General features: G+C 73.3%; 19 protein-coding genes and 1 riboswitch. Of the genes, 10 read left to right on the top strand and 9 right to left on the bottom strand.

Features of this window, described 5'->3' with window-relative positions:
* Positions 1-43: 43 nt before the first annotated feature.
* Positions 44-706: an HD domain-containing protein gene (locus ACWH4W_RS04440; RefSeq protein WP_473074529.1), complete on the top strand. Its 663-nt coding sequence runs from the start codon at positions 44-46 to the stop codon at positions 704-706.
* Between the two features lie 34 nt (positions 707-740).
* Positions 741-1,784 (top strand): GNAT family N-acetyltransferase, encoded by a 1,044-nt coding sequence (locus ACWH4W_RS04445; RefSeq protein WP_473077413.1) that lies wholly within the window; start codon positions 741-743, stop codon positions 1,782-1,784.
* A gap of 42 nt (positions 1,785-1,826) precedes the next feature.
* Here ACWH4W_RS04445 and ACWH4W_RS04450 read toward each other — a convergent pair whose 3' ends face one another.
* Together ACWH4W_RS04450 and ACWH4W_RS04455 are read right to left on the bottom strand one after the other, a co-directional pair.
* Positions 1,827-2,108, bottom strand: a complete 282-nt coding sequence (locus tag ACWH4W_RS04450; protein WP_473074530.1) for a DUF4031 domain-containing protein — start codon at positions 2,106-2,108, stop codon at positions 1,827-1,829.
* Entirely contained in the window at positions 2,105-2,503 is a 399-nt protein-coding gene (locus ACWH4W_RS04455) for a hypothetical protein (RefSeq protein ID WP_473074531.1), read from the bottom strand. The genes ACWH4W_RS04450 and ACWH4W_RS04455 overlap by 4 nt, the downstream gene beginning before the upstream one ends.
* Positions 2,504-2,560: 57 nt before the next feature.
* Here ACWH4W_RS04455 and ACWH4W_RS04460 point away from each other — a divergent pair, with 57 nt between their 5' ends.
* From ACWH4W_RS04460 to ACWH4W_RS04470, 3 genes are all read left to right on the top strand, one after another.
* Positions 2,561-3,496, top strand: a complete 936-nt coding sequence (locus ACWH4W_RS04460) for a MurR/RpiR family transcriptional regulator (RefSeq protein ID WP_473074532.1) — start codon at positions 2,561-2,563, stop codon at positions 3,494-3,496.
* A 78-nt stretch (positions 3,497-3,574) separates the two neighbouring features.
* Positions 3,575-4,510: an N-acetylmuramic acid 6-phosphate etherase gene (gene murQ, locus ACWH4W_RS04465; RefSeq protein ID WP_473074533.1), complete on the top strand. Its 936-nt coding sequence runs from the start codon at positions 3,575-3,577 to the stop codon at positions 4,508-4,510.
* A gap of 49 nt (positions 4,511-4,559) precedes the next feature.
* Positions 4,560-5,129, top strand: a complete 570-nt coding sequence (locus ACWH4W_RS04470) for a hypothetical protein (RefSeq protein ID WP_473074534.1) — start codon at positions 4,560-4,562, stop codon at positions 5,127-5,129.
* 167 nt (positions 5,130-5,296) lie between these two features.
* Here the strand turns inward: ACWH4W_RS04470 and ACWH4W_RS04475 are convergent, their stop codons facing one another.
* From ACWH4W_RS04475 to thrC, 5 genes are all read right to left on the bottom strand, one after another.
* Positions 5,297-6,424, bottom strand: a complete 1,128-nt coding sequence (locus ACWH4W_RS04475; protein WP_473074535.1) for an NADH:flavin oxidoreductase — start codon at positions 6,422-6,424, stop codon at positions 5,297-5,299.
* A 233-nt stretch (positions 6,425-6,657) separates the two neighbouring features.
* Positions 6,658-8,280, bottom strand: a complete 1,623-nt coding sequence (gene groL / locus ACWH4W_RS04480) for a chaperonin GroEL (RefSeq protein ID WP_106413656.1) — start codon at positions 8,278-8,280, stop codon at positions 6,658-6,660.
* Positions 8,281-8,983: 703 nt separating this feature from the next.
* Positions 8,984-9,187 (bottom strand): cold-shock protein, encoded by a 204-nt coding sequence (locus ACWH4W_RS04485; RefSeq protein WP_004986573.1) that lies wholly within the window; start codon positions 9,185-9,187, stop codon positions 8,984-8,986.
* Positions 9,188-9,616: 429 nt separating this feature from the next.
* Positions 9,617-9,892, bottom strand: a complete 276-nt coding sequence (locus tag ACWH4W_RS04490) for a ubiquitin-like small modifier protein 1 (protein ID WP_473074536.1) — start codon at positions 9,890-9,892, stop codon at positions 9,617-9,619.
* Between the two features lie 111 nt (positions 9,893-10,003).
* The gene (gene thrC, locus ACWH4W_RS04495) at positions 10,004-11,293 is read right to left on the bottom strand and encodes a threonine synthase (RefSeq protein ID WP_473074537.1); all 1,290 of its coding nucleotides are present in this window, start codon (positions 11,291-11,293) and stop codon (positions 10,004-10,006) included.
* Positions 11,294-11,310: 17 nt separating this feature from the next.
* Positions 11,311-11,458: riboswitch (SAM riboswitch) on the bottom strand.
* 136 nt (positions 11,459-11,594) lie between these two features.
* Here thrC and ACWH4W_RS04500 point away from each other — a divergent pair.
* From ACWH4W_RS04500 to otsB, 3 genes are all read left to right on the top strand, one after another.
* Positions 11,595-12,563, top strand: a complete 969-nt coding sequence (locus ACWH4W_RS04500) for a glucosyl-3-phosphoglycerate synthase (protein ID WP_473074538.1) — start codon at positions 11,595-11,597, stop codon at positions 12,561-12,563.
* A gap of 72 nt (positions 12,564-12,635) precedes the next feature.
* Positions 12,636-14,036 carry an alpha,alpha-trehalose-phosphate synthase (UDP-forming) gene (locus tag ACWH4W_RS04505; RefSeq protein ID WP_473074539.1) on the top strand — a complete coding sequence of 467 codons (1,401 nt, stop codon included), beginning with the start codon at positions 12,636-12,638 and terminating at the stop codon, positions 14,034-14,036.
* A 194-nt stretch (positions 14,037-14,230) separates the two neighbouring features.
* Positions 14,231-15,091: a trehalose-phosphatase gene (gene otsB, locus ACWH4W_RS04510; protein WP_473074540.1), complete on the top strand. Its 861-nt coding sequence runs from the start codon at positions 14,231-14,233 to the stop codon at positions 15,089-15,091.
* Positions 15,092-15,347: 256 nt separating this feature from the next.
* On the opposite strand, the gene ACWH4W_RS04515 is transcribed toward otsB, so the two are convergent.
* Both ACWH4W_RS04515 and ACWH4W_RS04520 read right to left on the bottom strand, forming a co-directional pair.
* The gene (locus ACWH4W_RS04515) at positions 15,348-15,584 is read right to left on the bottom strand and encodes a DUF3263 domain-containing protein (protein ID WP_106413650.1); all 237 of its coding nucleotides are present in this window, start codon (positions 15,582-15,584) and stop codon (positions 15,348-15,350) included.
* Between the two features lie 9 nt (positions 15,585-15,593).
* A complete protein-coding gene (locus ACWH4W_RS04520; protein ID WP_473074541.1) occupies positions 15,594-16,904 on the bottom strand; it encodes an extracellular solute-binding protein in 1,311 nt (436 codons plus the stop codon).
* A gap of 76 nt (positions 16,905-16,980) precedes the next feature.
* On the opposite strand from ACWH4W_RS04520, the gene ACWH4W_RS04525 reads away from it, so the two are divergent.
* Together ACWH4W_RS04525 and nagA are read left to right on the top strand one after the other, a co-directional pair.
* Positions 16,981-17,925: an ROK family protein gene (locus ACWH4W_RS04525; protein WP_473074542.1), complete on the top strand. Its 945-nt coding sequence runs from the start codon at positions 16,981-16,983 to the stop codon at positions 17,923-17,925.
* A complete protein-coding gene (nagA, locus tag ACWH4W_RS04530) occupies positions 17,925-19,088 on the top strand; it encodes an N-acetylglucosamine-6-phosphate deacetylase (RefSeq protein WP_473074543.1) in 1,164 nt (387 codons plus the stop codon). The genes ACWH4W_RS04525 and nagA overlap by 1 nt, the downstream gene beginning before the upstream one ends.
* Positions 19,089-19,094: the final 6 nt, after the last annotated feature.

Raw genomic sequence — 19,094 nt, forward strand, 5'->3', positions numbered from 1 at the left:
CTCCAGGGCAGCGGAGCCGGCACGCACCGGGAAGAATGACGGCATGGCCGACACCCAAGACCTCCGTGCCCGTTTCGCCCGTGCGCTGGAAGGGGCCCGGGGATCCGCGGAGGGTCCGGACCCGGCGCCGTACGCGGATCGTCTGATCGCCCGCTGGCAGGAGCCGCAGCGGCGGTACCACACGCTCGATCACCTCACCGCGGTCCTCGACCGCGTCGACGAGCTGGCGGACCACGCCGACGATCCCGACGTCGTACGGCTCGCCGCGTGGTTCCACGACGCCGTCTACCTGCCGGACCGGTCCGAGAACGAGGAGCGGTCCGCCCGTCTCGCCGAGCGCGCGCTGCCCGAGGCCGGGGTGTCCGCGGCGAAGACCGAGGAGGTCGCCCGGCTGGTGCGGCTCACCGTGACGCACGACCCCGCCGACGACGACCGCGACGGCCAGGTGCTGTGCGACGCCGACCTCGCGGTGCTCGCGTCCCCGCCGTCGGCGTACGCCGCCTACACCGCCGCGATCCGGGAGGAGTACCAGTTCGTGCCGAACGACGCCTTCCGCGAGGGCCGCGCCGACATCCTGCGCCGACTCCTCGACCTGCACAGCGTGTTCCGCACCCCGTACGGCCAGGAGCACTGGGAGGCCACCGCCCGCTACAACCTGCGCGGCGAGCTGGACATGCTGTCGACCCCGCCCCCGCCCGCCGCCTAGCCTCTCCCTCATGCATGCTTCGGGAGCGGACCAGGTGGAGGCGGCCGTCGCGCACAGCGTGGCGGTCCTGGGGGCGGTCACCGGCCGGGACTGGACCGAGGTGCGGGCGGGCCGGCTGGAGTGGGACTGCCGGGAGACGGCGGAGCACGTCGCGGGCGACCTCATCGGGTACGCGGCCCAGCTCACGGGCCGGGGCCGGCACGCGTACGCGCCGTTCGACTTCTCGCTGCGGGCCGACGCCGGCAACGACGGCGCCCTCCACGTGATCTCCGCCATGGGCGCCCTCCTCGCCGCCGCCGTCCGCACCACCCCCCGCTCCGTGCGCGCCTTCCACCCGTACCCGTTCCGGCACGCGAACCGTGAGGGTTTCGCCGCGATGGGCGTCGCCGAGGTGCTGCTGCACACGCACGACATGGCCGAGGGACTGGGCGTCGCGTACGAACCGCCCGCCGATCTCTGTGAGTTCGTGCTGACGCGGATCTTCCCGCACGTCCGGCCGGGGCCGTCGCCCTGGCCGACGCTGCTGTGGGCGACGGGCCGCGGCGAGCTGCCCGGGCGGGAGCCGGTCACCGCCTGGCACTGGTACAACAACCCGGTGCTGCGGTCGGAGCGGCTCGACCTGGAGGGCGTCACCCCGGCGGTCGCCGCGAGCCTGTCCCTCGCGGGCGACGGCGGCTTCGCCTGGGCGGGCGGCGCGCCCGCCGACGGCACCCGGGTGGGCGCCGGGTTCGGGCTCACCCAGTACGAGGAGGGCGCGTACCGCCCGGAGTGGGGCATGTACGTGCTGGTCCGCCGGGAGGACGACCGCGCGGTGGGCGCGATGGGCTTCCACGGCGCGCCCGACGACGGCGGCCGGGTGGAGATCGGCTACGACCTCGTCGCCGAGGCGCGCGGGAACGGGTACGCGACCGAGGCGCTGCGCACCCTGTCGGCGTGGGCGCTCGGCCAGGACGCCGTGCACACCGTGACGGCCGTCGTCGAGGAGGACAACGTGCCGTCGCAGAAGGTCGTCACCCGCGCCGGGTTCACCGAGGTGTCCCGGCAGGAGGGGCGCATCACCTACGAACTGCGCGCCTGAGCCACGGACTCCACACCCGGCCCACGGACCGCGCCCCCTGGCCTACCCCGAACCGCCCGTCCGGTCCGCCCGCTTGCGCCGCCGCAGGCCCGCCGCGTGCAGCAGCCGCACCACCTCGCGGCTGCTGACCTCGACCGCGCCCGCGCGCACCGCGTCCGCGTACCGGTGCGCCGGGATGTCGTAGTGGTCGCGTTCGAAGGCGCGGCGGGGCACGCCCAGGCCGGCGGCGAAGAGGTGCAGCTCGGTGTAGGAGACGTCGCTCACCAGGTGGGACCACAGGCGGCCGTGCCCCGGCCAGGTGGGCGGGTCGATGTACACGGTCACGACGAGGGGGCCGCCTCGCCCAGTCCGCCCACCGCCGCGACCTTCACGCCCGCCTTGTGGCACACCCAGTGCGGGTCGGGGCCCAACTCCGGCTCGACCTCCAGCGCGTGCGGGTCGCCGCTGCCGCACACCGGGCACAGCGGCCAGCGTCCGTGCCGCTCCAGCAGGGCGTCCTGCACGTCCTGCGCGACCAGCCCGGCCAGGAAGCCCGCTCCTTCCGGCCACTGCTCGACCCACCAGCGGCGGTGCGCGACGGAGTCCTCGACCAGGGACACCACGTCCGCCTCGGCGACCCCGCGCGCCACGAGATCGGCCAGCACGAGGGCCCGCGCCGCGTGCAACGCTTGTTCCAGGGGGCCGACCGGAGGGGTGCCGGGTTCACGCTCGGGGTGCATGTCCCCCATTGTGCGCACTCTTGACCGGAAGCCCGTGCCGAAAATATCTTTCATGGTGTGACCCGTGACGTGAAGGAAATTTTCGGGAGCGCCGGCGCCTCACCCGCTCCCCCCGCGCCCGCCGCCCTCGCGGCCAAGGTGCGCACGCTGGCCCCGTCGATGACCCGCTCCATGCAGCGCGTCGCCGAGGCCGTCGCCGACGACCCGGCCGGCTGCGCGGCGCTCACGGTCACCGGCCTCGCCGAGCTGACCGGCACCAGCGAGGCCACCGTCGTCCGCACGGCCCGCCTGCTCGGCTACCCGGGCTACCGCGACCTGCGGCTCGCCCTGGCCGGCCTCGCCGCCCAGCAGCAGTCGGGGCGCGCCCCCGCCATCACCACGGACATCGCGGTGGACGACCCCATCGCCGACGTCGTCGCCAAGCTCGCCTACGACGAGCAGCAGACCCTCGCCGACACCGCCGCCGGACTGGACACCGTCCAGCTCGCCGCCGCCGTGACCGCCCTCGCGGGCGCCCGCCGCACCGATGTGTACGGCGTCGGCGCGTCCGGGCTGGTCGCCCAGGATCTCACCCAGAAGCTGCTGCGCATAGGCCTGCTGGCGCACGCCCACAGCGATCCGCACCTCGCCGTCACCAACGCGGTGCAGCTGCGCGCCGGGGACGTGGCGATCGCCGTCACCCACTCCGGCACCACCGGCGACGTCATCGAGCCGCTCCGGGTGGCCTTCGAGCACGGGGCCACCACGGTCGCCGTCACCGGCCGCCCCGACAGCCCCGTCACGCAGTACGCCGACCACGTCCTGACCACGTCCACGGCCCGCGAGAGCGAGCTGCGCCCGGCCGCGATGTCCTCCCGCACGGGTCAACTGCTGGTCGTGGACTGCCTGTTCGTGGGCGTCGCCCAGCGCACCTACGAGGCGGCGGCGCCCGCCCTGTCGGCGTCGTACGAGGCGCTGGCGCACCGGCACCGGGCGACCCGCAGGGGCCCGTGAGGGAAGCGCGCCCCGCGCCCGGCGCGCCCCCGTCGTACCCCGTCCGTGCCGTCCGGCCCGACCGAAAGAACACCGCCCATGACCTCCACCTCCCGCGACCGTGATCTGCGCTCCCAGCTCGAGACCCTGACCACCGAGGCGTTCCGGCCCGAGCTGGCGGAGGTCGACCGGCTGCCCACACTCGAGATCGCCCGGCTGATGAACGCCGAGGACGCCTCGGTCGCGGGCGCCGTGGCCGAGCAGGTGCCCGCCATCGCCGCCGCGATCGACGCCGTGGCGGAGCGGATGGCGCGCGGCGGGCGGCTGGTCTACGCGGGCGCGGGCACGGCGGGACGGCTGGGCGTGCTGGACGCCTCCGAGTGCCCGCCCACCTTCAACACCGACCCGGCGCGGGTCGTCGGCCTGATCGCGGGCGGCCCGGACGCCATGGTCAACCCGGTCGAGGGCGCCGAGGACTCCCCCGAACTGGCCGAGTCCGACCTCGCCGCGCTCGGCATCACCCCCGACGACACGGTGGTCGGCGTCTCCGCCTCCGGCCGCACCCCCTACGCGGTCGGCGCGGTCGCGTACGCCCGCGGGCGCGGGGCGCTCACGGTGGGGCTGTCGTGCAACCGGGGCAGCGCGCTCGCGGCGGCGGCCGAGCACGGCATCGAGGTGGTCGTGGGCCCGGAGTTCCTCACCGGCTCCACCCGCCTCAAGGCCGGCACGGCGCAGAAGCTCGTGCTGAACATGCTGTCGACGATCACGATGATCCGGCTGGGCAAGACGTACGGGAACCTGATGGTCGACGTGCGCGCCTCCAACGAGAAGCTGCGCGCCCGCTCCCGGCGGATCGTCGCCCAGGCGACGGGCGCCGGCGACGAGGCCGTGGAGCGTGCCCTCGCCGCCACGGACGGCGAGGTCAAGAACGCCATCCTGGTGCTGCTGGCCGGGGTGGACGGGCCGACGGCCGCCCGGCTGCTGGACGAGGCCGACGGGCATCTGCGGGCGGCGCTGGCGGCCGCGGGGAGCTGACCGTCCGGCGCTGGGATACTGGAGCGGTCCCCCACCCGGAGAATCCACCATGAACCACGCACAGCTCACCGCCCTCGGCCGGGCCCTGCGTGTGCTCGGTGAGCACGGCGAGGCGCTCTCCGCCGACACCCCGGACGCCCGGCTGCACGAGGTGCGGGCCGACCTGCGGCGGGCCCTGGACCTGCTGGAGGACAGCGTCACCACCGCCCCGCCCAGCACCCGCTGCGCCGAGCACCCCACGGGACCGGTCGACGAGAGCGCCCCGGACCTGTGCCTGCTCTGCGAGACCCGGCGCCGCGCCGCCCGCCGCGCCGAGTTCAACGGCCCGGCCCCGCAGGCCCGCCCCGCCGGCCCCGCGCCCTCCCGGTACGGGGTGCGCGGCGACCGCCCGCAGCCGCAGCAGCGCTGGCTGCCGGAGCTGTGGAACGGCCAGGCCTGGCAGCTGTGCGGCACCCCGCGCCGCGACCGCCGCGAGGCGGAACTCTTCGTCAAGGCCCAGCTCCGCGGCCCCCGCCCGGCGACGGCCTACCGCGTCGTCCACGAGTTCACCGACTACGAGGTCCTGCGGATATGGGGCACCCCGGTACGGATGGACATCGAGCCGATGGGCAACGCCTGAGGCGCACGGACCTCACGGCTCCCCGCCCCCTCGCCGCCCGGAACGGGGTCGCGCCGCTCCGGCCCGCCCACGGCCGGCACGGCCACCGAGGCCGCGCGTGAAAAGGCGCGGCGCCCCTGGCGGGAGGGGCGCCGCGCCTCGGCCGCCCGGACCGGGCGGGCCCGGACTCAGCTCAGCGACGTCAGCGAGGACGCGTCGTACGACGTCAGTTCGTCGAAGCGGCCGGCCAGGACCTTGGCCGCCCACTCCGGGTCCTGGAGGACCGCGCGTCCCACCGCGACCAGGTCGAACTCGTCGCGCTCGAAGCGGTCGAGGAGGTCGTCGATGCCGCGCGTTGCGGCGCCCTCGCCCAGGAAGGCGCGGCCGAACTCGCCGTCCAGGCCGACCGAGCCGACCGTGATGGCCGGCCTGCCGGTCAGCTTGCGGGCCCAGCCGGCCAGGTTGAGGTCGGAGCCGTCGAACTCGGGGAGCCAGTAGCGGCGCGTGGACGCGTGGAAGGCGTCGACGCCGGCCGTGGCGAGCGGGGTGAGGATCGCCTCCAGCTCCTGCGGGGTCTCGGCGAGCCGGGCGCCGTAGTGGTCGGCCTTCCACTGCGAGAAGCGGAAGACCACCGGGAAGCCGGGCGACACGGCCGCGCGCACGGCCCGCACGATCTCCACGGCGAACCGGGTGCGGGCCACCGGGTCGCCGCCGTAGGCGTCGGTGCGGCGGTTGGTGCCCGCCCACAGGAACTGGTCGATGAGGTAGCCGTGGGCGCCGTGCAGCTCCACGCCGTCGAAGCCGATGCGCTCCGCCGCGGCCGCCGCCTCGGCGAACGCGGCCACGACGGCGTCGATGTCGGCCTGGGTCATGGCCCGGCCGCCCTCGGCGCCGTCCAGGCGCAGCCCCGACGGACCGACCGCCGGCGCCTGCGGGAAGGGCGGCTGCCCCTGCTCGCGGACCATGCCGACGTGCCACAGCTGGGGCATGATGCGGCCCCCCGCGGCGTGCACGGCCTCCGCGACCTTCGCCCAGCCGGCGAGCTGCTCCTCCCCGTGGAACCGGGGGATGCGGTCGCTGACGCCGGCGGACGGGTGGTCGACGTACGTGCCCTCGGTGACGATCAGCCCGACCCCGGCGGCGGCCCGCCGGGCGTAGTACGACGCGACGTCCTCCCCCGGCACCCCGCCCGGCGAGAACTGGCGGGTCATGGGCGCCATGACGATGCGGTTGGGCACGGTCAGCCCGTTGAGGGCGACAGGCCGGGCCAGGACCTCGGCGGCACGTCCGGTGGCCTCGGAGGCGGTGACGGTCATGAGAGGGACTCCTCGCGCATACTGAACGGTATGTGTACGTGCATGTAACGTTCCCCTCGTCGAACCGGCGCGAGGCGGCGGGCATTCCCGCCCCTCCCCCGCCACCGTTGTGACACCCGTCACCCGCGACGCCCCCCGGGCGAGACCCCCGGACACGCCGGAGGGCGGCACCCCCCGTGCGGGGAGTGCCGCCCTCCGGACCGTCGGACGGGTCCGAACCTGACGGATCAGGCTCAGAAGTCCATGTCACCGCCCGGCATGCCGCCGCCGGCCGGGGCCGCGGCCTTCTCCGGCTTGTCGGCGATGACGGCCTCGGTGGTGAGGAACAGCGCGGCGATCGACGCGGCGTTCTGCAGCGCGGAGCGCGTCACCTTGGCCGGGTCGATGATGCCTTCCTTGACCAGGTCGACGTACTCGCCGGTCGCGGCGTTCAGACCGTGGCCCGGGGTCAGGTTGCGCACCTTCTCCACCACGACGCCGCCCTCGAGGCCGGCGTTGACGGCGATCTGCTTCAGCGGGGCCTCCAGGGCGATGCGCACGGCGTTGGCGCCGGTCGCCTCGTCACCCTCGAGCTCCAGCTTCTCGAACACCTGGGAGGCCTGCAGCAGGGCCACGCCACCACCGGCGACGATGCCCTCCTCGACGGCCGCCTTGGCGTTGCGCACGGCGTCCTCGATGCGGTGCTTGCGCTCCTTGAGCTCCACCTCGGTGGCGGCGCCGGCCTTGATGACGGCCACACCGCCGGCGAGCTTCGCCAGGCGCTCCTGCAGCTTCTCGCGGTCGTAGTCCGAGTCGCTGTTCTCGATCTCGGCGCGGATCTGGTTCACGCGGCCCTGGACCTGGTCGGCGGAGCCGGCGCCGTCGACGATGGTGGTCTCGTCCTTGGTGATGACCACCTTGCGGGCCTTGCCCAGCAGGTCGAGGGTGGCGTTCTCCAGCTTGAGGCCGACCTCCTCGGAGATGACCTCGCCGCCCGTGAGGATGGCGATGTCGCCGAGCATGGCCTTGCGGCGGTCGCCGAAGCCCGGGGCCTTGACGGCGACGGACTTGAAGGTGCCGCGGATCTTGTTGACCACCAGCGTGGACAGGGCCTCGCCCTCGACGTCCTCGGCGATGATCAGCAGCGGCTTGCCCGACTGCATGACCTTCTCCAGGAGCGGGAGCAGGTCCTTGACGTTGGAGATCTTGGAGTTGGCGATCAGGATGTACGGGTCGTCGAGGACGGCCTCCATACGCTCCATGTCGGTGGCGAAGTACGCCGAGATGTAGCCCTTGTCGAAGCGCATACCCTCGGTGAGCTCCAGCTCCAGACCGAAGGTCTGGGACTCCTCGACGGTGATGACGCCTTCCTTGCCGACCTTGTCCATGGCCTCGGCGATGAGCTCGCCGATCTGGGTGTCGGCGGCGGAGATGGAGGCCGTGGAAGCGATCTGCTCCTTGGTCTCGACGTCCTTCGCCTGCTCCAGCAGGGCGGCGGAGACCGACTCGACGGCCTTCTCGATACCGCGCTTCAGGGCCATCGGGTTGGCGCCGGCGGCGACGTTGCGCAGGCCCTCCTTGACCAGGGCCTGGGCGAGAACGGTCGCGGTGGTCGTACCGTCACCGGCGACGTCGTCCGTCTTCTTGGCGACTTCCTTGACCAGCTCGGCGCCGATCTTCTCGTACGGGTCCTCGAGCTCGATCTCCTTGGCGATGGAGACACCATCGTTGGTGATCGTGGGGGCGCCCCACTTCTTCTCGAGGACGACGTTGCGGCCCTTGGGGCCGAGCGTCACCTTCACGGCGTCCGCGAGCTGGTTCATGCCGCGCTCGAGGCCGCGCCGCGCCTCCTCGTCGAACGCGATGATCTTGGCCATGTGAAGTGGTCCCTCCAGGACTGGGGGTGATTCCTTCGGACCGCGCCCGCGCCCGCGACGGACGGCTCGCCGGCCGTGTGGTTCCTTGCCCCACGTGACCTGGCGGGCCTCACCGACCCGGTCCTTCGTTGTCACTCTCACCTTCAGAGTGCTAACGCAATGATTAGCACTCGACCCCCGAGAGTGCAAGGCGCGCTCGCGAAGCGAGTGCTCGTCGAGGGGTGGTGGCCGGGTGACGGGAGGGCGCACGGCGCGCTCGCGAAGCGAGTGCTCGTCGAGGGGTGGTGGCCGGGTGACGGGAGGGAGCACGGCGCGCTCGCGAAGCGAGTGCTCGTCGAGGGGTGGTGGCCGGGTGACGGGAGGGAGCACGGCGCGCTCGCGAAGCGAGTGCTCGTCGAGGGGTGGTGGCCGGGTGACGGGAGGGAGCACGGCGCGCTCGCGAAGCGGCACCGCACGAGAAAGATCGTGGAGGGCCGGACGGGCCAGGCGCGCCACGGGCTCGCGCCCGCGCTCAGCTCCCGGCGAACACGGCGCACGCGGCGCGTGCGCCCATGGCGCTCCTACGGCACTCCCCGGTACCTCGCGCGCCCCACCGGCCCGCCCCACCGCCCCCCGCCGGTTCCGGGCACGACGAAGGGCCCGCACCCCGGAAGGTGCGGGCCCTGTCGCCGGCAGAAGATGTCGCGTGCGGCTGGTAGCGCGTTCAGGCAGTGACGCGAACCATGTCGGCCTGCGGGCCCTTCTGACCCTGCGAGATCTCGAATTCGACCCGCTGGCCCTCTTCAAGGGTGCGGTAGCCGTCCATCTGGATGGCGCTGTAGTGGACGAAAACATCCGCACCACCGTCGACCGCGATGAAGCCGTACCCCTTCTCCGCGTTGAACCACTTGACGGTGCCCTGAGCCATGCCTAACTCCCCTATTACTGGCCCTTGCACAGATCCACACTTCGCGGACCCGGGTCAGACCTCACCCCCCAACGGTTGGGGGCGTGCGCCGGAACGCGTCGACCGCGGCTGAATGTATCTGTCCAACTGCCGTCTGCAACAGGTCAATCGGACGAGAAATCTGGACGCCACCGGTCCGGAATGTGGCCAGAATTCGTCAGAACTCAGGGCAAGTCGGGCCGGGCAAAGGAGACAAAAGCCGCGAAAGGAGCCCGCACTTTGGCTACATCCAGTCGGGTCCGCGGCAGGAATTCAGGCTTCTCGATCACCGGATCGGGAGCGTGTTCCCCAACTCTACCGCGCTCAACCTCATGGAATTGCCCCTCCGCATCTCTCACGGAGGGGGCAATGCCGTAAACGCTCGGTCACCGTCATTACCGAAGGTAATGATCAGCCCCCGGCGACCGCCGGGATGATCGAGACGCCGGCGCCGTCCGGGGTGGCCGTCTCCAGCCCCTGCTCGAAGCGCACGTCGTCGTCGTTGACGTAGACGTTGACGAACCGGCGCAGCTTGCCCTGGTCGTCCAGGACGCGGGCGGCGATGCCGGTGTGGTTCTTCTCCAGGTCCTGGATGACCTCGCCCAGGGTGGCCCCCTCGGCGGCGACCTCGGCCTTGCCGCCGGTGTAGGTGCGCAGAATGGTAGGGATACGGACGGTAACGCTCACTTTGAACCTCCGGTCAGGTGACACACCCAGGGGCGCGGGGCTGTGTTCGATGTGCGGCTGCCGCCGCGCGGGCGCGCACAGCCCCCGCCGCCCGCGGTGAAAGGTGAAGCCTCAGACGAGCCCGGCCGCACGGAACGACTCCAGGCTGGGACGGATCGTCGCGGTCAGCCCGGTCCCGGCCACCGCGTCCAGCGTCTTCAGACCGTCCCCGGTGTTCAGCACGACCGTCGTGAGGGACGGATCGAGCACCCCGTCCTCGATCAGCTTCTTCGTCACGCCGACCGTGACGCCGCCCGCGGTCTCCGCGAAGATCCCCTCGGTGCGCGCCAGCAGCTTGATCGCGTCGACGACCTGCTCGTCGGTGACGTCCTCCACCGCGCCGCCGGTGCGCCGGGCGATGTCGAGCACGTAGGGGCCGTCCGCCGGGTTGCCGATGGCCAGCGACTTGGCGATGGTGTCCGGCTTCTGCGGGCGGACCACGTCGTGGCCGGCCTTGAACGCGGTGGACACCGGCGAGCAGCCCGCGGCCTGCGCGCCGAAGATCTTGTACGGCCGGTCCTCGACCAGTCCCAGCCTGATCAGCTCCTGCAGCCCCTTGTCGATCTTCGTGAGCTGCGAGCCGGAGGCGATCGGGACCACGATCTGGTCCGGGAGCCGCCAGCCGAGCTGCTCGCAGACCTCGTACGCGAGGGTCTTGGAACCCTCCGCGTAGTACGGCCGCAGGTTGACGTTGACGAAGCCCCAGCCCTCGCCGGCCGGGTCGCCGATCAGCTCGGAACAGAAACGGTTCACGTCGTCGTAGTTGCCCTCGATGCCGACGAGCTCGCCGCCGTAGACGGCGGCCATGACGACCTTGCCCTGCTCCAGGTCGTGCGGGATGAACACGCAGGAGCGGAAGCCGGCCCGGGCGGCGGCGGCGCCGACCGCGCCGGCCAGGTTGCCGGTGGAGGAGCAGGACAGCGTGGTGAAGCCGAAGGCGCGCGCGGCCTCCAGGGCCTGGGCGACGACCCGGTCCTTGAAGGAGTGCGTGGGGTTGCCGGAGTCGTCCTTGACGTGGAGGCCGCCGGTGACGCCCAGCTCGCGGGCGAGGTTGTCGGCCCGGACGAGCTTGGTCCAGCCCGGGTTCAGGTTGGGCTTGTCCGCCACGTCCGCGGGGACGGGCAGCAGCGGGGCGTAGCGCCAGATGTTCGCGGGGCCCGCCTCGATGCGCTTGCGGAGCTCCTCGGTGTCGTACCCGGAGAAGTCGTAGGCGATCTCCAGCGGGCCGAAGCACTCCTCGCAGGCGAAGACCGGGCCGAGGGGCACGCGGTGGCCGCACTCGCGGCAGGACAGCGCGGCGGCGGGACCCAGGTCGACGGAGTCCGCGGAGTCGGTGGTGTTTGCAACAGTCTGCACAGCCATGGAGGCGAGGCCCTTTCTCCTCATCTTCCTCACGACGCATCTCGCCGTGAGACGGATTTGGCACCTTCCCTAGCCGGGAGCCTCGCCACGTCCGCGTGACAGGAACCGACTGGAGGGTTGCCGGGGCTTCATCGGGCCGTATCCCTCTGCCCCTCTGGATGAGCGGTGTTCAGTTGTGCGCACCGACACCCCCCGGGATGCGGGGTCCGTCGGCGCTGTTCAAGACTGTAACCGAAGGCCCGGACGGCGCAGAGAGCCGTCCGAACCCCGAGATGGATCACCAGCCAGTGAGGAGTCCGCCGTGCTGGAAGAAGTCGAGCGCTGGCTGTCGGAGCGCTCCTGGTCGGTGTCGGACCGCCCCCTGCACAGGATCCTGGCGGCGAAACGGGCGACGGGACAGACGGTGAGCGTGGTGCTGCCCGCGCTCAACGAGGAGGCCACGGTCGGTGACATCGTCTCCGTCATCCGGCACGACCTGGTGCTCCAGGTGCCGCTGGTCGACGAGGTCGTGGTGATCGACTCCGGCTCCACCGACCGCACCTCCGAGGTGGCCGCGGCGGCCGGTGCGACCGTGGTCCACCGGGACGCGATACTGCCCCGCATACCGGCCGTGCCCGGCAAGGGCGAGGTGCTGTGGCGGTCGCTGCTGGTGGCCCGCGGCGACATCGTGTGCTTCGTCGACGCCGACCTGAGGGACTTCTCCTCCGACTTCGTCACCGGCATCGTCGGCCCGCTGCTCACCGACCCCGGCCTGCACCTCGTCAAGGCCATGTACGACCGCCCCCTGACCCTGGCCGGCGGGAACACCGCCGGCGCGGGCGCCGGGCAGGGCGGCCGGGTCACGGAACTGATGGCGCGCCCGCTGCTCAACATGCACTGGCCGCAGCTCGCCGGGTTCGTCCAGCCGCTGGGCGGCGAGTACGCGGCCCGCCGCGGCCTGCTCGAACAGCTCCCGTTCCCCGTCGGCTACGGCGTCGAGCTGGGCATGCTGGTCGACGCCCTGCACCTGGTGGGCCTGGACGCGCTGGCCCAGGTGGACGTGGGGGTGCGCAAGCACCGGCACCAGGACGGGCAGGCGCTCGGCCGGATGGCCGCCGCGATCTACCGCACCGCGCAGCTGCGGCTGGCCCGCGCGCACCTGCTGCGGCCGTCGCTGACCCAGTTCGAGCGCAGCGGGGCCGCCTTCGAGCCGCACACGTACGCGGTGGACACCGAGGAGCGGCCGCCGATGCGGGAGATCGCGGAGTACCAGGCGCGGCAGGTGGCCTGACCCCGCCCGTCGCCGGCCGGTGTGACGCACCGGCACGTTTGAGGCCCTGGGGGCCGGGCTAGGTTGTGGCGTATGGCTTCAAGCTTCGGTGCAGCTCAGGTACTGGTCGCCTCCAACCGGGGGCCGGTGTCGTACGCGGTGGCGGCCGACGGTTCGCTGCGGAGCAAGCGGGGCGGCGGCGGACTGGTGTCCGGTCTGTCGGCCATCGGCCCCGAGTCGGGCGCGCTGTGGGTGTGCTCGGCGCTGTCCGACGGCGACCGCGAGGCCGTGCGGCGCGGGGCCGGCGAGGACGGCGTGCGGATGCTGGACATCCCGGCGGACGTGCACGCGGACGCGTACAACGGCATCGCGAACTCGGTGCTGTGGTTCGTGCACCACATGCTGTACCAGACCCCGCTGGAGCCGGTCTTCGACGCGGAGTTCCGCCGCCGGTGGGCCTCCTACGAGAGCTACAACCGCGCGTTCGCCGAGGCGCTGGCCGAGGAGGCCGCCGAGGGCGCGGCGGTCATGGTGCAGGACTACCACCTGACCCTGGTCCCGGGGATGCTCCGCGAGCTGCGCCCCGACCTGCGCATCGGGCACTTCTCGCACACGCCGTGGGCGCCGCCGGAGTACTTCCGGATGCTGCCGGACGACATCGCGGAGCAGGTGCTGCGCGGGATGCTCGGCGCCGACCGGCTCGGCTTCCTCACCCGCCGCTGGGCGGACGCCTTCACCGCGTGCTGCGAGCGCTTCGTCGGCGGGCTGGGCGACACCCGCGTCGGGGTGCACGGCCTGGGCGCCGACGCGGACTTCCTGCGCGCCCGCTCGCACGAGCCGGACGTCGACGAGCGGATGGCCGCGCTGCGCGAGGAGATCGGCGAGGGACGCCGGACCATCGTCCGGGTCGACCGCACCGAACTGTCCAAGAACATCGTCCGCGGCCTGCTGGCCTACCGGCAGCTGCTGGACGACCGCCCCGAATGGCGTGAGCGCGTGGTGCACGTCGCCTTCGCCTACCCGTCCCGGCAGGACCTCGCCGTCTACCGCGACTACACGGCCGAGGTGCGGCGGCTCGCCGAGGAGATCAACGCGCGGTACGGCACGCCGGGCTGGCGTCCGGTCGTGCTGCACGTCAAGGACGACTTCGCGCGCTCGCTCGCCGCGTACCGGCTGGCCGACGTGGCCCTGGTCAACCCCATCCGCGACGGCATGAACCTGGTCGCCAAGGAGGTCCCCGTGGTCTCCGACGCGGGCTGCGCGCTGGTGCTGTCCCGGGAGGCCGGCGCCCACGAGGAGCTGGGCGAGGACGCGATCACCGTCAACCCGTACGACGTCGTGCAGACCGCCCGGGCACTGCACGAGGCGCTGTCGATGCGCCCGGAGGACCGCACGGAACGCAGCAAGCGACTGGCCGCGGCGGCCACGGCACTGCCCCCGGCACGCTGGTTCCTGGACCAGCTGGAGGCGCTGCGCGGCGAAACCGGCCACTGACCGGAACGGCCCGCCGGACAGGCGTGACACCGGGTGGACAGGTGGGGGCGCACGGACTCCACGGACCCCCGCGCCCTGCCGACGCCCGCGAAGGCGCTGCGCGGCCGAAACACCCGCCGGCCGGAACAGCCCGCCGGCCGGAACGGCCCGCCGGACAGGCGTGACACCGGGTGGGCGTGGATAGGTTGGGGCGTATGGCCAGTCATACGCATTCCACGGACCCCGGCGCCCTGCCGACGCCCGCCACGCAGGCCGGGCGGGACGGACTGGACGCGCTCCTGGCCCGTCCGGGCAAGGCGCTGATCGGGCTCGACTTCGACGGCACGCTCGCGCCGATCGTGTCCGACCCGGAGCAGGCCCGCGCGCACCCGGACGCGGTGCCCGCGCTCGCCGCGCTCGCCCCGAAGGTGGCCGCGGTGGCCATCGTCACCGGGCGGCCGCCGGGCGTCGCGGTCCGCCACGGCGGTTTCGCGGGCGTGCCCGGGCTGGAGCACCTGGTGGTGCTCGGTCACTACGGCGCCGAGCGCTGGGACGCGGTCACGGGTTCCGTCACCGCGCCCGCCCCGCATCCCGGCGTCGCCGCCGTCCGCGCGGAGCTGCCGGGTCTGCTGGACCGGGTGGGCGCGTGGCGGGGCACGTGGGTCGAGGAAAAGGGGCGGGCGGTGGCCGTCCACACCCGCAGGGCGTCCGACCCGCAGGCCGCCTTCGAGGCGTTGCGCGAGCCGCTGACCGGCCTCGCGACCCGGCACGGTCTGGTCGTCGAACCGGGCCGCATGGTCCTCGAACTGCGCCCGCCGGGGATGGACAAGGGGGTCGCGCTGCTGGAGTACGCGCGGGAGATCGGCGCGGAGGCGGTGCTGTACGCCGGGGACGACCTGGGCGACCTGGCCGCCTTCACCGCCGTCGACAAGCTCCGCGCCTCCGGCACGCCGGGGCTGCTGGTGTGCAGCGGCAGCGAGGAGGTCACGGAACTCCGCGAGCGGGCCGACCTGGTGGTCGACGGCCCGGAGGGGGTGGTGGGGTTGCTGCGGGCGCTGGCGGAGCGGCTCGTCTGACGCGGGTTTCCCGCCCTCGCCGTCCCTTCCCTCCGCCCGCTCCCGGCTCCGCTCGAGCGGGGGCCCCCGCCGTCCCTGGGGGCTGCGCCCCCAGCTCCCCCTTGTCGGCCCTGACGGGCCTCGTCCTCACACGCCGGAGGGGCTGATCCTCAGCCCTCCGGCGTGTGAGGAGCGGGGTCCTGCGCGGGAGCCCCGGGGCGGGGACGGGAAGGGGCGGCGAGGGCGGGGGGAAGCCGTGCCGCGCCCCGGCCTGCCGTCACCGTTCCGCGCGCCGCGCCTCCCGGACCCGTCGCAGGCGGTTGACGGTGACCGGGTCGTGGGCCAGCGCCCGCGGATCGTCGAGCAGCGCGTTCAACAGCTGGTAGTACCGCACCGGCGCCAGCCCCAGCTCCTCCCGGATCACCCGCTCCTTCGCCCCGGGCGACACCGCCCCCCGGCGCTCCAGCGCGAGCACGTCCCGCTCGAGGCGTCCCAGCCCCTCACCTTCACCCATGCCGGCAGGCTATCCCGCGCTGTCCGCGCGCACGGCCGTCGCCTGGAGCTCGCCCAGCACGCCCGCGGGGCTCCCGTCCGGCTCCACGGCCTTTCCGATCCTCTGCTTGACCGCCGCGCTCACCGCCGCCCACGACGTCTTCCCCACCGGATACAGCTCCGAGAGGGGCAACTGGTCCAGGAACGGCTTGAGTTCCCTGTCCTGCCCCGACGCCGCCATCGCCTGCGACGCGGAGTCGGTGACCGGCAGCAGGTCGTACTCGCGCGAGAAGTCCAGCACGTTCTTCTCGCTGTAGACGAAGTCGAGGAAGTCCCCGATCCGGTCGCGGTTCCCGTTCTTCTCGAACGCCGTCATCCAGTCGGTCACGCCGAGCGCGGACGGGCTCTCGCCGTCGGCGCCGGGGATCGGCACCATGCCGTACTCCACGCCCTTCTTCCGCGCCATCTCCATCAGCGAGGGGTGCCCGTTGAGCATGCCGACCTCGCCGGCGGCGAACGCCTCGAACGCCTCGGCGCGGTCGAGCTCGCCGGGCGCGACGGGGCCGGTGAGCCCCTTGCCGACCAGTTCGTCCCGCAGCCAGGTGAAGGTCGCGACGTTCTCCGTCGCGTCGATGCGGTAGCTGCCGCCGATGTCGGTGTAGCCGCCGTCGCCGCTCAGCAGCCACTGCAGGGTCTCGGCCTGCGCCTCCTCCGGGCCGAGCGGCAGCGCGTACGGGAACTTCACCCCGCGCGCCTTGAGCTCCTCGGCGCACTCGACCAGCTCGTCCCAGGTCTGCGGCGGGGTGAGCCCGGCCTCGGCGAACAGCTCCTTGTTGTAGAACAGCAGCCGCGTGGACGCCGCGAACGGCATGCCGTACTGCACGCTGCCGACCTCGCCCGCGGCGGAGAGCTGGGAGAGGAAGTCCGCCTGGACGGGGATGGAGAGCAGGTCGCCGACCCGGTGGAGCAGGCCCTGGGAGGCGTAGTCGGCGTACGCGCCGATCTGCGCCATGTCCGGCGGGTTCCCGGCGTCGACCATCTCCTTGACCTTGCGGTCGACGTCGTTCCAGGAGTACACGCGGACGTCGATGTCCACGCCGGGGTGGTCGGACTCGTACCGGTCGACCAGGTCGCCCCAGTACTTCTTGGAGCTGTCGGCCGCGCCGTTGCCGTACTCGGCGGCGACCAGGGTGAGGGTCGCGTCGGAGGAAGCGCCCCCGGCCCCGCATCCGCTCAGGACCGCTGCCAGTCCCAGCGCGGACACCGCCGCGATCGTCCTTGTCCTGACCCGCCGTCGCACGTGCTCTCCTCCGGTTCGGCGCCGAGCGCCGCCTGTTGCCATTCCGATAATCGGACTAAGGTCTACACCATGTAACTGGACTAGACCTCTCGCGGGTCCGCGGGCCACACTGTTTCCCGTGAAACATGTCATCGCCCTCGACGTGGGCGGCACCGGGATGAAGGCCGCCCTGGTCGGGGCGGACGGCGAGCTGCTGCACCGGGCCCGCCGCCCCACCGGCCGCGAGCACGGCCCGGACGCGGTCGTCGAGGGCATCCTCGACTTCGCCGCGGAACTCCGCGCCCACGGCATCCGCGCCCACGGCGAACCGGCCTCCGCCGCCGGCGTCGCCGTCCCCGGCATCGTCGACGAGGCACGGGGCGTCGCCGCCTACGCCGCCAACCTCGGCTGGCGGGACGTCCCGCTGCGCGCCCTGCTCGCCGAGCGGCTCGGCGGCGTCCCCGTCGCCCTCGGCCACGACGTGCGCACCGGCGGTCTCGCCGAGGGCCGCATCGGCGCCGGGCGCGGCGCCGACCGCTTCCTCTTCGTCCCGCTCGGCACCGGCATCGCGGGCGCCATCGGCATCGACGGCACGGTCGAGGCCGGCGCGCACGGCTTCGCGGGCGAGATCGGCCACATCGTCGTACGGCCCGGTGGCGCGGAGTGTCCCTGTGGTCAGCGCGGCTGTCTGGAGCGGTTCGCGTCCGCGTCGGCCGTGAGCCGGGCGTGGGCCGATGCCTGCGGCGACCCGGACGCGGACGCGGCGGACTGCGCGAAGGCGGTCGCCTCGGGCGACGAGCGGGCCCTACGGGTGTGGCAGGACGCGGTGGACGCGCTCGCCGACGGCCTGGTCACCGCGCTCACCCTGCTGGACCCGCGCACGCTGATCATCGGTGGCGGGCTCGCCGAGGCGGGGGAAACCTTGTTCACACCGCTGCGGGAGGCCGTCCGGCGGCGGGTCACCTTCCAGAAGCTGCCGTCCCTGGTCCCCGCGGCCCTCGGGGACGCCGCGGGATGCCTGGGCGCGGGGCTCCTCGCCTGGGACCTGATCGAGACCACTGACCCCTCGGAGGTAACCGCCTGATGGCCCCCACCAAGGTTCTCACCGGTGCCCGGGTGGTCCTGCCCACCGGGACCGTGGACGGCGGCAGCGTGACCGTCGAGGGCACGCGCATCGCCGGCACGGGCCCCGCGCCCGCGACGACGGCCGGGGCGGCCGAGACGGTCGACCTGCGCGGCCACTGGCTGGTCCCCGGCTTCGTCGACCTCCACAACCACGGCGGCGGCGGGATGTCCTTCGCCGGCGGCACCGCCGAGGACGTCCTGGAGGGTGTCCGCACCCACCTGCGGCACGGCACCACCACCGTGGTCGCCTCCGCCGTCACCGGCGACCTGGACCTCCTCGCCCGGCACGCCGGGATGCTGGCGGAGCTGGCCCAGCAGGGCGACATCGCCGGCATCCACTTCGAGGGGCCGTTCATCTCCCCCTGCCGCAAGGGCGCGCACGACGAGACGCTGCTGCGCGACCCCGACCCGGCCGAGGTCCGCAAGCTGATCGACGCGGCCCACGGCCACGCCCGGATGATGACGCTGGCCACCGAGCTGCCCGGTGGCCTGGACTCCGTACGGCTGCTCGTCGAGCACGGCGTGATCGCCGCCGTCGGCCACACCGACGCCACCTACGAGCAGACGGTCGCCGCCGTCGACGCGGGCGCGACCGTCGCCACCCACCTGTTCAACGCCATGCCGCCGTTCGGCCACCGCGCCCCCGGTCCGATCACCGCGCTGCTGGAGGACGAGCGGGTCACCGTCGAGCTGATCAACGACGGCACGCACCTGCACCCGGCCGCGCTGCAGTTCGCCTTCCACCACGCGGGCCGCGACCGGGTCGCCTTCATCACCGACGCGATGGACGCGGCCGGTTTCGGCGACGGCCGCTACATGCTCGGCACCCTGGAGGTCGAGGTCGCGGACGGCGTGGCCCGGCTGGTGGAGGGCAACTCGATCGCCGGCTCCACGCTCACCCTGGACCGCGCCTTCAAGCGGGCGGTGACGGTGGACGGGCTGCCCGTCGAGGACGTCGTCGCGGCGATCTCCGCCAACCCGGCCCGGCTGCTCGGCCTGGACGGCCGCATCGGCTCGCTGGAGCCCGGCAAGGACGCCGACCTGGTCGTGCTGGACGACGCCTTCGAGCTGGTGGCCGTCATGCGCAAGGGGGAATGGGCGGTCGCTCCCCAACTGGCCTGATCCGTC

The organism is Streptomyces sp. DSM 120436 (assembly GCF_055778765.1).

Excerpts from the sequence above, each read along its gene's own strand:
- ACWH4W_RS04440 (WP_473074529.1), top strand. The coding sequence starts at position 44 with ATGGCCGACACCCAAGACCTCCGTGCCCGTTTCGCCCGTGCGCTGGAA.
- ACWH4W_RS04455 (WP_473074531.1), bottom strand. The coding sequence starts at position 2,503 with ATGCACCCCGAGCGTGAACCCGGCACCCCTCCGGTCGGCCCCCTGGAA.
- murQ (WP_473074533.1), top strand. The coding sequence starts at position 3,575 with ATGACCTCCACCTCCCGCGACCGTGATCTGCGCTCCCAGCTCGAGACC.
- ACWH4W_RS04470 (WP_473074534.1), top strand. The coding sequence starts at position 4,560 with ATGAACCACGCACAGCTCACCGCCCTCGGCCGGGCCCTGCGTGTGCTC.
- ACWH4W_RS04475 (WP_473074535.1), bottom strand. The coding sequence starts at position 6,424 with ATGACCGTCACCGCCTCCGAGGCCACCGGACGTGCCGCCGAGGTCCTG.
- groL (WP_106413656.1), bottom strand. The coding sequence starts at position 8,280 with ATGGCCAAGATCATCGCGTTCGACGAGGAGGCGCGGCGCGGCCTCGAG.
- ACWH4W_RS04485 (WP_004986573.1), bottom strand. The coding sequence starts at position 9,187 with ATGGCTCAGGGCACCGTCAAGTGGTTCAACGCGGAGAAGGGGTACGGC.
- thrC (WP_473074537.1), bottom strand. The coding sequence starts at position 11,293 with ATGGCTGTGCAGACTGTTGCAAACACCACCGACTCCGCGGACTCCGTC.
- ACWH4W_RS04505 (WP_473074539.1), top strand. The coding sequence starts at position 12,636 with ATGGCTTCAAGCTTCGGTGCAGCTCAGGTACTGGTCGCCTCCAACCGG.
- otsB (WP_473074540.1), top strand. The coding sequence starts at position 14,231 with ATGGCCAGTCATACGCATTCCACGGACCCCGGCGCCCTGCCGACGCCC.
- ACWH4W_RS04515 (WP_106413650.1), bottom strand. The coding sequence starts at position 15,584 with ATGGGTGAAGGTGAGGGGCTGGGACGCCTCGAGCGGGACGTGCTCGCG.
- ACWH4W_RS04520 (WP_473074541.1), bottom strand. The coding sequence starts at position 16,904 with ATGGCAACAGGCGGCGCTCGGCGCCGAACCGGAGGAGAGCACGTGCGA.
- nagA (WP_473074543.1), top strand. The coding sequence starts at position 17,925 with ATGGCCCCCACCAAGGTTCTCACCGGTGCCCGGGTGGTCCTGCCCACC.